This is a genomic window from Polaromonas sp. UC242_47 (assembly GCF_044452385.1).
Lineage (GTDB): Bacteria > Pseudomonadota > Gammaproteobacteria > Burkholderiales > Burkholderiaceae_C > Polaromonas.
Genome location: NZ_JBIOAO010000001.1, coordinates 3093815 through 3106242, shown reverse-complemented (window position 1 = coordinate 3106242; position 12428 = coordinate 3093815). Strand labels below are relative to the sequence as shown.

General features: G+C 61.4%; 12 protein-coding genes. 5 read left to right on the top strand and 7 right to left on the bottom strand.

Annotated features, from left to right (window positions below; translation table 11 throughout):
* Positions 1-74: 74 nt before the first annotated feature.
* Complete coding sequence (locus ACHMXK_RS15075; protein ID WP_397441363.1) at positions 75-1322, top strand: flavin-dependent oxidoreductase; 1248 nt, start codon at positions 75-77, stop codon at positions 1320-1322.
* 3 nt (positions 1323-1325) lie between these two features.
* Here the strand turns inward: ACHMXK_RS15075 and ACHMXK_RS15070 are convergent, their stop codons facing one another.
* Positions 1326-1931, bottom strand: a complete 606-nt coding sequence (locus tag ACHMXK_RS15070) for a hypothetical protein (RefSeq protein ID WP_397441362.1) — start codon at positions 1929-1931, stop codon at positions 1326-1328.
* A gap of 136 nt (positions 1932-2067) precedes the next feature.
* Between ACHMXK_RS15070 and clpB the strand changes: the two genes are divergently transcribed.
* The 4 genes from clpB (at position 2068) to ACHMXK_RS15050 (ending at position 6810) form a co-directional block, all read left to right on the top strand.
* Positions 2068-4668, top strand: a complete 2601-nt coding sequence (gene clpB, locus ACHMXK_RS15065) for an ATP-dependent chaperone ClpB (RefSeq protein WP_397441361.1) — start codon at positions 2068-2070, stop codon at positions 4666-4668.
* A gap of 268 nt (positions 4669-4936) precedes the next feature.
* On the top strand, positions 4937-5869 hold the full coding sequence (locus ACHMXK_RS15060; protein WP_397441360.1) for a histone deacetylase family protein: 933 nt from the start codon (positions 4937-4939) through the stop codon (positions 5867-5869).
* 28 nt (positions 5870-5897) lie between these two features.
* Positions 5898-6095 (top strand): hypothetical protein, encoded by a 198-nt coding sequence (locus ACHMXK_RS15055; protein ID WP_397441359.1) that lies wholly within the window; start codon positions 5898-5900, stop codon positions 6093-6095.
* Positions 6088-6810 (top strand): transporter substrate-binding domain-containing protein, encoded by a 723-nt coding sequence (locus tag ACHMXK_RS15050; protein WP_397441358.1) that lies wholly within the window; start codon positions 6088-6090, stop codon positions 6808-6810. The genes ACHMXK_RS15055 and ACHMXK_RS15050 overlap by 8 nt, the downstream gene beginning before the upstream one ends.
* A 111-nt stretch (positions 6811-6921) precedes the next feature.
* On the opposite strand, the gene ACHMXK_RS15045 is transcribed toward ACHMXK_RS15050, so the two are convergent.
* The 6 genes from ACHMXK_RS15045 to ACHMXK_RS15020 all read right to left on the bottom strand — a co-directional run bounded on the left by ACHMXK_RS15045 (position 6922) and on the right by ACHMXK_RS15020 (position 12285).
* Positions 6922-7170, bottom strand: coding sequence for a DUF3297 family protein (locus ACHMXK_RS15045; protein ID WP_397441357.1), 249 nt, complete (start codon positions 7168-7170; stop codon positions 6922-6924).
* Between the two features lie 127 nt (positions 7171-7297).
* Complete coding sequence (locus ACHMXK_RS15040; protein ID WP_397441356.1) at positions 7298-8011, bottom strand: YebC/PmpR family DNA-binding transcriptional regulator; 714 nt, start codon at positions 8009-8011, stop codon at positions 7298-7300.
* Positions 8012-8279: 268 nt separating this feature from the next.
* Positions 8280-9518 (bottom strand): alpha-hydroxy acid oxidase, encoded by a 1239-nt coding sequence (locus tag ACHMXK_RS15035; RefSeq protein ID WP_397442534.1) that lies wholly within the window; start codon positions 9516-9518, stop codon positions 8280-8282.
* A gap of 34 nt (positions 9519-9552) precedes the next feature.
* The gene (locus ACHMXK_RS15030) at positions 9553-10365 is read right to left on the bottom strand and encodes a tripartite tricarboxylate transporter substrate binding protein (RefSeq protein ID WP_397441355.1); all 813 of its coding nucleotides are present in this window, start codon (positions 10363-10365) and stop codon (positions 9553-9555) included.
* Positions 10366-10572: 207 nt separating this feature from the next.
* A complete protein-coding gene (locus ACHMXK_RS15025; RefSeq protein WP_397441354.1) occupies positions 10573-11607 on the bottom strand; it encodes a hydroxyacid dehydrogenase in 1035 nt (344 codons plus the stop codon).
* On the bottom strand, positions 11608-12285 hold the full coding sequence (locus ACHMXK_RS15020) for an RraA family protein (RefSeq protein WP_397441353.1): 678 nt from the start codon (positions 12283-12285) through the stop codon (positions 11608-11610).
* Positions 12286-12428 lie beyond the last annotated feature (143 nt).

The following is a 12428-nucleotide window of genomic DNA, read 5'->3' as shown; positions in this document are numbered from 1 at the left end:
AGCTTATTGCGTCCGTTCTATAAGGGCTGGAGGCCAGTTTGCCTCCATAAAAACGGTTTACCCGAGAAAACACCATGAAGATTGTTATTGTTGGCGGCGGCATAGGCGGCCTGAGCCTGGCCTTGGCGCTGCATCAGCGCGGCCTGGCTTGCGAGGTTTTTGAAACCGTGCCGCAGATCCAGGAACTGGGCGTAGGCATCACCTTGTTGCCACACGCCATGCGCGAGTTGGCGGCGCTGGGCCTGCAGGACCAGCTGGAAGCCGTCGGCATTGAAAACGAGGAAAGCGTGTTTTTCAACCGCTTCGGCCAGTTCATTTATAAAGAGCCGCGCGGCCGCCACGCCGGTTACGCCTTGCCCGAACTCGGTATTCCGCGCGGCAAGTTGCACCGGCTGCTTTATGAAGCGGCGCTGGCGCGCCTGGGGCCGGGTGTGATCCACACCGACCACCGCTGCACCGGCGTGGAGCAGGACGAGAGCGGCGCCAGCGTGCATTTCATACAGACGTCCAGCGGCGCGGTTTTGCCCTCGGTGCGGGCCGACGTGGTGATTGCCTGCGACGGTATCAACTCCACCGTGCGCCACCAGTTTTACCCGGACGAACAGCTCGCGTTTGCCGGCATCAACACCTGGCGCGGCGTGACGCGGCACAAACCGATATTGACCGGCAAAAGTTACATGCGTATCGGCTCCATCGCCACCGGCAAGATGGTGATTTACCCCATCGTGGACCAGCTCGATGACCAAGGCCACCAGTTGATCAACTGGGTGGCCGAAATCCAGCGCGACCAGGCGGTGATGAACGACTGGAACAAGCGTGGCGACCACAAGGATTTCCTGGACATCTTTCAGGACTGGCGTTTCCCCTGGCTGGACGTGCCGGCGCTGATCGCCAATGCCGAGCAAATCCTCGAGTACCCCATGGTCGACAAAGACCCGGTGCCGCAATGGACCTTTGGCCGCGTGACCCTGCTCGGTGATGCCGCGCACCCGATGTACCCGCGCGGCTCCAACGGCTCGGCCCAGGCCATCATTGACGGCCGCACCTTGGCCGAACAACTGGCCCAGCATGCCGGCACCGGTGCCGATGCGCGTGCCGCGCTGCTGGCTTACGAAAAACTGCGCCTGGGGCCAACCACACAGATTGTGCTGACGAATCGCTCGGTACCGCCCGATTTCATCAACATCAAGGTGGACGAGTTGAGCGGCGGCCAACCGTTTGGCAGCATCGACGAGTTGATCAGCCAGCAGGAACTGCGCGAGATTTCAGAACACTACAAACAAGTTGCCGGCTTTTCTCTGGACGCGCCCAAGGCCGGGTAAAAATCAGTTCAGGTACTTGGGTTTGGTCAGGTCCGTCGCCAGCAGCTCGGCCGCATCCGCGGGGCTGGCGGCCGGTTCGGGCGTGGCCGGCGCGGCTGGCGCATCCAGCCAGCGCGCCGCATTCAGGCCCTGGTGCAGCAGTTGCAGCAAGCCATGGCTGAGCGGCGCCTCCATCATGAGCTGGAAGTTGCGTACAGCCTCCTGGCCCGGGATTTTTTCAAACACCTGCAGGCGCAATTCGCCATTGCCCATGAGTGTGAGTTTGGCTTCGGTCAGCAGCAGCGGCGCCGGGCCCGTGCTCACACCACCGGCTTGTGGGGTGGGCTCTTGGTAAGGGGTTTCAAAATCCCCGCCGCGTAAGGAGGCTTCGGTCTGGAACGCCGACAGCAACTGGCTGCGCTGCTCGTCCAGGCTGGCCGGGGGTGTGGTCGGGCCGGCCAGCTTTTTCATCTGCTCGACGGTGGTGTGGTTCAGCACGGGCAGCAGGGCCAGCGCCAGGCGCCGCGTCAGCCAGGCGCGCAACTCGCCGCCGCCGTCCTTGCCATTGATCCGCATCAACAAACGGTCTTCTTCCACCACGTAGATGATGGAAAGCTGGTGTATGTTCATACAGAAGATTCTAGACCGCGGCCGGCAGGCGAGGCGGCGGATAACGAGCGGTTTCCAGACCTGATGGCCGTCAGGGGTATTGAAAAAGCTTGGCTTTAGCCTCAGATCCATAACAATCAATTTTGGAGGACGCCTCATGCGCCAGGACAAACTCACGACTAAATTTCAGGAAGCGCTCAGCGATGCCCAGTCGCTGGCGCTGGGCAATGACAACGCGTATATCGAGCCGGTTCACCTGCTGGCCGCCATGCTGGGCCAGGACGACGGCCCGAAAGCGCTGTTGCAGCGCGCCGGTGTCAATGTCGCGGCCCTGCAGACCGCCGCCGAGACGGCCATCAAAAAGCTGCCTTCGGTGCAAGGCCAGGACCAGATCCAGGTCGGCCCCGAGCTCGGCAAACTGTTGCAGGCGACTGAAAAAGAAGCCATCAAACGCGGTGACCAGTTCATCGCCGGCGAGCTGTTTTTGCTGGCCGTGGCCGATAGCAAAAGCGATGCCGGCCGCATCGCCAAAGAGGCCGGCCTGACCCGCAAGGCGCTGGAGGCGGCGATTGATGCCGTGCGCGGCGGCCAGGGCGTGGACAGCCCCGAGGCCGAAGGCCAGCGCGAAGCCCTCAAAAAATACTGCGTGGACATGACCGAACTCGCGCGCAAGGGCAAGCTGGACCCGGTGATTGGCCGCGACGATGAAATTCGCCGCGCCATCCAGGTGCTGCAGCGCCGCACCAAAAACAACCCGGTGTTGATAGGCGAGCCCGGCGTCGGTAAAACCGCGATTGTCGAAGGCCTGGCCCAGCGCATCGTGGCCGGCGAAGTGCCGGAGTCGCTCAAAGGCAAACGGGTGCTGAGCCTGGACATGGCGGCCCTGCTGGCCGGCGCCAAGTTCCGCGGCGAGTTTGAAGAACGCCTGAAAACCGTGCTGAAAGAACTCGCCAAGGACGAAGGCCAGACCATTGTGTTTATCGATGAGTTGCACACCATGGTGGGCGCCGGCAAGGCCGAAGGCGCGATGGACGCCGGCAACATGCTCAAGCCCGCGCTGGCGCGTGGCGAGCTGCATTGTGTGGGCGCGACCACCCTGGACGAATACCGCAAATACATTGAAAAAGACGCTGCGCTGGAGCGCCGCTTCCAGAAAATCCTGGTCGGCGAGCCGACCGTCGAAGCGACGATTGCCATCCTGCGTGGCCTGCAGGAAAAATACGAAGCCCACCACGGCGTGCAGATCACCGACCCGGCCATCGTCGCCGCGGCCGAGTTGTCGCACCGCTACATCACCGACCGTTTTTTGCCCGACAAGGCGATTGACCTGATCGACGAGGCCGCGGCCAAGATCAAGATCGAGATGGACTCCAAGCCCGAGGTCATGGACAAACTCGACCGCCGGCTGATCCAGCTGCAGATCGAGCGCGAAGCCGTGCGCCGCGAAAAAGACGAAGCCTCGCAAAAACGCTTCGACCTGATCGAGGAAGAAATTGTCAAGCTGCAGAAAGAAATTTCTGACCTGGACGAAATCTGGCAGGCGGAGAAAGCGCGCGCACTGGGCTCCAAGGATGTGATGGAAGAGATCGACAAGACACGTTTCCAGATCGAGGAACTCAAGCGCAAGGGCGATTTCAACAAGGTCGCCGAGCTGCAATACGGCAAGCTGCCCGAGCTGGAAAAACGCCTGAAAGAAGCGCAGGACACCGAAGACAAAAAAGGCGACACCAGCGCGCCCACCTTGCTGCGCACCCAGGTTGGTGCCGAAGAAATCGCCGAAGTGGTGAGCCGCGCCACGGGCATTCCCGTGGCCAAGATGATGCAGGGCGAACGTGACAAGCTGCTGCAGATGGAGGACAAGTTACACGAACGGGTGGTCGGCCAGGACGAAGCCATAGGCGCGGTTGCCAACGCCATCCGCCGTTCACGCTCGGGCCTTTCTGATCCGGACCGGCCGACCGGCAGCTTTTTGTTCCTGGGCCCCACGGGGGTCGGTAAGACCGAGCTTTGCAAGGCGCTGGCAGGATTCCTGTTCGACAGCGAGGAGCACCTGGTTCGCATCGACATGAGCGAGTTCATGGAAAAACATTCGGTGGCTCGCCTGATTGGTGCGCCCCCGGGTTATGTGGGTTACGAGGAGGGCGGTTACCTGACCGAAGCCGTGCGCCGCAAGCCTTACAGCGTGTTGCTGCTGGACGAGGTTGAAAAAGCCCACCCGGACGTGTTCAACGTGTTGCTGCAGGTGCTGGACGATGGTCGCCTGACCGACGGCCAGGGCCGCACCGTGGACTTCAAAAACACGGTGATTGTGATGACCAGCAACATCGGTTCACCCATCATCCAGTCCATGGTCGGCGCCGACGCGGAAGACATCAAGGACGCGGTAACGGACGAGCTGAAGAACTACTTCCGCCCGGAGTTTTTGAACCGCATCGACGAGATTGTGGTGTTCCATGCGCTCGACGCGAAAAACATCGAGTCCATCGCGCGCATCCAGCTCAAGGTGCTGATTGAGCGCCTGCAGAAGATGGACCTGGCGATGGAGGTGTCGGAAGCGGCGATTGGCGAGTTGGCCAAGGTCGGTTTCGACCCGGTGTATGGCGCGCGACCGCTGAAACGGGCGATTCAGCAGCGGATTGAAAACCCATTGTCCAAGCTGCTGCTGGAGGGGCATTTCCCGCCCAAGAGTGTGATCCCGGTCGACGTCGATCCGGTGCTGGAGCCCGGCGTGTTCAAGTTCGACCGCGTCGTGCACTAAGTAGAAAAGCGACGCAGGCGCTATCGTTCTGATAGCTGCTTGCGACCGCCGCATGTGGGCTGATGGCCTGTTTGATGCATGAGAAAACTGAAAACCCGCTCTTGTCCAGGCAAAAGCGGGTTTTCTTGCTAAGGCGTCTAACTTGGCTTGTCTGCAGACCGCTGAATGAATCCCCCGGATGGAATGGCGGCTTGGCGGGCTGAAGCAAGCTGCCTTCTCGCGCAGGCGGCAGCTTGGCTATCATGGGCATCCACAGATTGCGATCACCATGACCACCCTGATCTACACCCACCCAGCCTGCTTCAACCACAAGCCCGGACCGCAGCACCCAGAGTCGCCCGAGCGTCTCGAAGCCGTGCTGCAGGCATTGAAAACACCGGAATTTGCGGGCGCGGTCTGGCGCGATGCGCCGCTGGGCTCTTTCGAGCAGGTGCTGCATGTGCACACGCCTGACTACGTGGAAAAAGTGCGGGCGGCGTCGCCGGCCGAAGGCTATCGCGCGCTGGATGCCGGTGACACCATTCTGTCGCCGGGCTCGCTGGAGGCGGTGATGCGTTGTGTGGGCGCGGCCTGTGCCGGTGTCGACGATGTGCTGTCCAAACAGGCGAGCAATGTTTTTTGCGCCACACGCCCTTGCGGCCACCACGCGGAGGCGGACCAGGCCATGGGTTTTTGCGTGTTCAACCAGGCGGCCATTGCCGCGCTGCATGCGCGCGAGAAACACGGCATCCAGCGTGTGGCGGTGGTGGACTTCGATGTGCACCACGGCAACGGCACGCAGAATTCGTTTTACGACGATCCCGACCTGTTCTATGGCTCCTGTCACCAGTCGCAGTTTTATCCCGGCACCGGCGCACGCCATGAAACCGGCGTGGCCGGCAACATCGTCAATGTGCCCTTTCCGCGGGGCACGGGTTCAGCCGCCTTCCGCGCCGCCATGACAGAGCAGTTGCTGCCGGCCCTGCGCAAGTTCGCGCCCGGGCTGCTGATCATCTCCGCGGGCTTTGATGCGCATCAGCTGGACCCGCTGGGCGGACTGCAGTTCACCGACGATGATTACCACTGGATCACCCGCGAGCTGATGAAGGTGGCCGATGAAAGCGCCGGTGGCCGTGTGGTGTCCGTCCTGGAAGGGGGCTACAGCATGGCGGGCCTGGCCAGCGGCACGGCTGCGCATGTGCGCGCGCTGATGGGCCACTGAGGGCGTGCTGTTCCACTAAGATCACGCCATGGAACGCAAACTTAGGGTCGGCCAACCCATCACCCCCGAGGAATTCGACGAACTCTCCGACGCGCAGCTTGAGCGTCTTGTGCCCAAGGCGCACCGGGAGTTTTTTCCGGGCAAGGACGACTGCGCCGACGGCTATTTTTATCTGCACGACGGCACCGCGTGGAGTTTCTACAAGGGAGGTTTTCTCGATGACTGATCTGGCCAAAGAGTTCGCACCTGCGGGCAGGCTGCGCGCGTCGCTGAACATGGGCAACCCGGTGCTCGCGCACAGCCACACGGCCCCGGAAAAACCTGCTGGCGTCACCATCGACCTGGCGCGTGAATTCGCGCGTGAACTGGGCGTGGCGGTGGATTTTCTGCAGTTCGACACCGCCGCCAAATCGGTCGCTGCGCTGGCCAGCGGCGAGGCCGACATCGGCTTCATGGCGATTGATCCGTTGCGTGCAGCAACCACACATTTCACGCCGGCTTATGTGCAGATCGAGGGCTACTACCTCGTTCCCGAAGGCTCGACTATCCAGACCAATGCGGACGTGGACCGCGCCGGCATACGCATCGTGATGGGCGCCGGCAGTGCCTACGGCCTGTACCTGCAGCGGCACATCCAGCACGCCACACTGGTGCAGGTGCCGACCTCGGAGGCCGTGGTCGATGCCATGCTCAAGGACGGCCTGGACGTGGCGTCCGGTGTCAAGCAGGGGCTGGAAGCGGACGCCCGCCGTGTCGGCGGCGTGCGCCTGCTGGGCGAGCGCTTCATGGTGATCAACCAGGCGATGGCCATGCCGCGGGCGCGCAGCGCTGCAGCGGCCGCCTTTCTGGATGATTTTGTCACCCGCATGAAACGCGGCGGTTTTGTCGCCGCTTCGCTCGCGCGCCATGCGATTGCTGGCGCGACTGTCGCCGACCATTGACCTTCGGTTGGTCGGGATGCTCTTCTTTTAATAGCTGCTTGCGCCCGCGCTGCTTGGGCTACAGGCCTTTTTTGCTTGAATTTTATAAATAAACGGCAACAAGCCGTTTATTTATTTGTAAAACGCCTCGACCTTGCCCTTGATCTTGATCAGCAGCGGGTGGCCCTTGCGGTCCAGCGCCTTGCCGGCGGGCACTTTGACCCAGCCTTCGCTGACGCAATATTCCTCGACGTCCGAACGCTCCTTGTCGTTGAAACGAATGCCAATGTCGTGTTCAAACACGGCGGCAACGTGATGGGGGCTGCGCGGGTCAATCGACAGGTGGTCGGGCAGGGGAGGGCGTTGGGTGGCTTCGTTCATGGCTATCTTTTTTTCAATTAACGCGAGTCGGTATCAAACAGGGCTAGATTTTCCATGATTTGGCGCTGGCCGGAATCAGATGGCCAAACAGGCCGTGTGGCCTGCTTTGAATTCAGGGGTCGTCGACTTAACCCGCCAGACCCGCAAAAATGTTCTGCACATCGTCATTGGCATCGATGGCGGCCAGAAAAGCCTCCACTTCTTCCAGCTCCGCGGCGCTCAGGCTGGCCGGATCAATCGGGTTTTTGGCCTTGTAACCCAGCTTGGCGGACAAGACGCTAAAACCCTGGGCCGGCAAGGCGCGGCTGACCAGGTCCAGGTCGGCCGCATCGGTCAGAAACATGGTGGTGCCGTCTTCCTCGCCCGGTTCAAAGTCCTGCGCGCCGGCTTCAATGGCTGCCAGCTCGGGATCGGCGCCGGGGACGGCCGGTTCGGCTTCAATCATGCCCACATGGTCAAAATCCCAGGACACCGAGCCGGAGGTGCCCAGTTGCCCCTTGCGGAACAAGACACGCATTTCAGGTGCGGTGCGGTTCAGGTTGTCGGTCAGGCATTCGACCATGACTGGCACACGGTGCGGCGCGAAACCTTCGTAAATCACATGTTCAAAATGCACGGCCTCACCCGTGAGGCCCGCGCCTTTCTTGATGGCGCGCTCCAGGGTGTCCTTGGGCATGGAGACCTTGCGGGCCTGCTCCACCACCAGCCGCAGGCGTGCATTCAAGGCCGGATCGGCCCCGCTGCGCGCCGCAACCATGATTTCCTTGGCCAGTTTGCCAAATACCTTGCCCTTGGCATTTGCGGCCAGTTCCTTGCCTTTTGCTTTCCACTGCGCGCCCATGCTTGAAATTCCTTGGTGTTGCGGCGCTCTGAGGCGCCTGACTGGTTTGGGGTGACCGGGACCTGCGCACGACTTACAAAAATGGGCGCAGGACCGGGGGGTTCTGTTTATACACCCATACGCTGGACTTGAGCTCTGAGGTGCTGGAGGCGGCGATGGGCAAACGAGCGGAGGGTGGCCTGAATCCGGTGTTTGAGGCGAGTCCGCTCAGCGTGTGACTCCGTTGGCCGTGGGCCCAATGCTTTGGACCGGTGTGTTCAGGTTTGAGCTAGTGAGCAGCCGATAGCCCGTGCCAGTCTGGGCTCTCATAGAGCAAGTCTTCTCCTACGGTGCTTGTGAGCGTCACTCCCAGCATCGCCATGTCACGCGAGATTTCTTCCCGGAGCAACGAGATGCCCTTGCAGACGCCTTGCTCGCCACCGACAGCCGCCGCGTAATTGAAGGGCCGGCCGACAAAGACGAATCGGGCGCCAAGGGCCAATGCTTTGAGCACGTCGGTGCCGCGCCGAAAGCCGCTGTCAATCATCACTGGAATCTCCGGGCACGCCTTGACGATGCCGGGCAACACACGCATCGGTGAAACGGTGCTATCGAGCTGTCGGCCGCCATGGTTGGAGACGATGATGCCGTCGGCGCCATTTTCCACCGCTAGACGGGCGTCCCGGACATCCAGGATTCCCTTGAGCACCAGTTTGCCTGGCCACATCTGTCGGATCAGGCGGATGTGTTCCCAGCCCAGATGCCCACGATCCGAAAAGTCACGCAGCACATTGGCGGAGAGGATGGGCGCACCGCGCCGGGCGTAGTTATTCTCAAAATGCGGCATGCCGTGCTTCACCAGGGTTTTGAGAAACGTCCCGAAGAGCCAGCGCGGATGTGTCAGCCCTTGCCACGCCAGTCGTGCGCTGGGCCGCAGTGGCGTTGAGAAACCGGCGCGGATGTTGTTCTCCCGATTGGATGCGATGGACGCATCAAGCGTGACCACCAATGTGCCGTAACCAGCAGCCTTGACGCGATCGATCAGCGCGACGATCTCGGGCTCCGAGCCGGGCAGGTAAGCCTGGAACCAGGCCCGTGGGTTCGTCTGTACGATTTTCTCAAGCGGGATGAGCGAAGAGCCACTCATGATCATAGGCACGTTCTCCCGCGCCGCCGCGTTGGCCAGCGCGAGGTCGCCGTGGTAGGCGGACAAGGCGCAAAGCCCCATAGGCGCGATGCCGAAGGGTGCGGACCAGGTTTCGCCGAACAGGCTGGTTTCAGTCGAACGCGCTGAGGTATTCACCAAAACGCGCGTCACGAACTCGAATCTCTCGAAAGCTCTGGCGTTTGCCTGGAGCGACTGGTTGCGTTCCACGCCGCCACAGACATACGCAAAGACAGGGGCCGGCAGATGCCGGCGTGCTGCAACTTCAAAGTCGTCCAGGGAAAGAACATGGCCCAACCGTGCCGGAAGGACGATCGGTTTGCCGAAGCTGATTGTTGCAGCGACGTGGTCCGGCAGGCCCATGCCGCTTGCTGAAGTTTCGCGCTGCATACCCGGCTTACTTTTCCCCCCAAGGCATCACTTGCCACAGTTGCTTGAAGCTGGCCTCGGTGTCTTTCAGTTCTGCTGAGTAGGCTTGAGGTTCAAGATAGCGCAGAGGAGCGAAGTAACTCGCAGCTTTAGCTTGAAATTCCGGGTCCGCGGCGGTCTTCTTCAGTGCGGAGGCGAGCTGCTCACGGATCTGTGCGGGCAAGCCTTTGGGCGCTGCGAAGCCGCGTAGGGACGCCATGATGATGTCGTACCCCTGTTCGCGGAACGTCGGCACGTCCGGAGCCACGGTGCTCCGCTTCGCGCTCATTTGGCCGAGCTGGCGAAGCTGGTTGCCGCCCTTCACAGCGGCCAGCGCCTCGCCGATGTTCATGACTGCGATCGTGATCTGTTTGCCCACCGTGGCATTGAGGACCTCGGCGGCACCTTTGAAAGGCACATGGTTCATCTTGATCCCGGCCGCCTTTTCGAGCTGCAAGGCCGCAAGATGGTCGTCCGAGCCGACCCCGGTTGTGCCGTAAGACACCTCCCCAGGATGCGCCTTGGCGTACGTGACAAGGTCCTTGAGCGTCTTGAATTCGCTGTCAGCGCGCACCGAGATGTTGTCTGGATCGTCGACCACGTTCCCCAGCAGGTCATAGTCCTGCCAGTGGAAGTTCGACTTTCGTTCGATCGGAATCGTCAAAACATTTGGCGTGTTGATCATGCCGATCGTGTAGCCGTCCGCCGGAGCGCGCGTGAGCTCGCCGAAACCGATGCCGCCGCCTGCGCCCGGCCGGTTCACGACCACGATGCTGGCGTTGTTGCCAAGATGCTTGGCCATGTGTTGCGCGACCAGTCTCGCGATGACGTCGCTGCCCCCCCCGGGGCGTACGACACGATCATCTTGATAGGTTGTTCGGGGTACGCCGCCTGAGAGATGGCTGGCATGACGGCAGCCGCGCACAGGGTGAGCGTCGGAAGCAGTCGACGCAGCAAGTTGGAGATAGATTTCATGGTGCTTGTCTCTTTTTGAAAGTTGGTTTTTGAACTAGCCGAGAATCTGTGCGCGGCGCCGCTCGAAATCTGGCCAGACTTCGGGGTTGATCAGGCGTGGCGGGCGACCGCCGGACAACACGCCGACGATCTGTTCTGCCGAAATGGCGGCGATGTTGCCCCTGGCCTCATGCGTTACGCCAGCCGTATGAAAGGTGGCGAACACGTTGTCCATCGCCAGCAGCGGGTGGTCGAGCGGTGGCGGCTCCCGATCCCATACGTCGATGCCTGCCCCCGCCAAATGTCCTGACTGCAGCGCCTGCACCAGCGCGACCTCGTCATGAATGCCGCCCCGCGCCGTGGTGATGAAAATGGAACCCTTCTTCATCTGTGCAAAGGTGTCTGCATTCATCAGTTTGACCGTGCTGGCGTCTCGGGGGCAGTGCAGCGACACAAAGTCAGACTGCGAGAGCAATGCCTGGAAGGACACCGCACTAGCGCCGCGGCGCCCAATTTCCTCTGCGGATAGAAGGGGGTCTGTTGCGATCACCTCGAGGCCGAACGCCGCGCAGAGCGCCGCGACGCGCGTGCCGATGTGACCCATGCCGACGAGACCGACGGTTTTACCGCGAATCTCATGACCCATCACGTCTTCACGCGCGTAGCCGATTTCCCGGCGCATGCGGCGGTCTCCTTCCAGCATCCTGCGCGAAACGCCAAGCATGAGGCCTAGCGTGTGCTCCGCAACGGAAGCGGCATTGCCACCTGCCTGATTCACCACGGCGACGCCGGCGGCAGTGCAGGCCGCAACGTCGACCGTGTCATAACCGGCGCCGCTGGATGAGACGCACAGCAGCTTCGGGCTGCGCGCAATGAGATCGGCTTGTGCGAACCACTCCCTGGGGAGTTCGTCCTTCGCCGCCGAGACGTGGTACACATGCGCGCTGGCTAGCGCGTCCCAGGCCGCGGTCGGGTTGCCACGCACCGGAAACACGCGCAGCGAGACATCCGTCTCGCGCGCCAAACGCGCGTCAAAAGTGGGAGCGATCCACAGGTCCGTTCGGACCACTCTTTTGTCGGCGGTCGTCATTCAGCGTGGTTCCGTGTTGCAACCCAGGCGGGTCAACGTTGCATCGATCCACGTGGTGTCCAGCGTGCCAGCCGCGATATCTGCCAGCATCTTCTTTTCGAGTTCCATCTTCTTGTGGGTGGCGGCGAGGACTTCTTCGACATCGTCGTAGGGAACGCACAGAAGGCCATCCGCGTCACCGACGATCAGGTCACCCGGCTGGATGACCATGCCATCAATGGCGATGGGGACATTGATCTCACCTGGGCCGTCCTTGTACGGACCGCGATGCGTCACGCCCGCTGCGTAAAGAGGGAAATCGCCGCGGCGGATCTCCTCGCAATCGCGCACAGCACCGTTCAGAACGATGCCGGCCAGGCCGATGCGGACCGATGTGGCGACCATGATCTCGCCGAAAAGGGAATTCGTCAGGTCACCCCCTGCATCGACCACGATCACGTCGCCTGGCTGGGCGAGCGTGAGCGCCTTGTGGATCATGAGGTTGTCACCCGGCCGGCACTTCACCGTGATTGCCGGCCCAGCCAGGTAGCCGCCCTTGTGCATGGGGCGCAGTCGGGGACCTGCCGCCGTCATACGCGTCATGCAGTCGCTGATGTTGGCAACGGGAAGACCATTGAAAGCTGCCACGAGTTTCGCCGACACTTGGCGCCTGCGCTTGAGAATTTGAAGACCGACCATAGGAAGTATTGATAGAAGTGGTTAAGGGGTAAGGCCCCTGCAATGTACAATAAAAAAACAATATAGTCGTCTTAATCGATGAAGGGTATACACCTATTAAGGTGAATCCTGCTCTCAGCGCTTTATAAAAGAACAAAATAGGA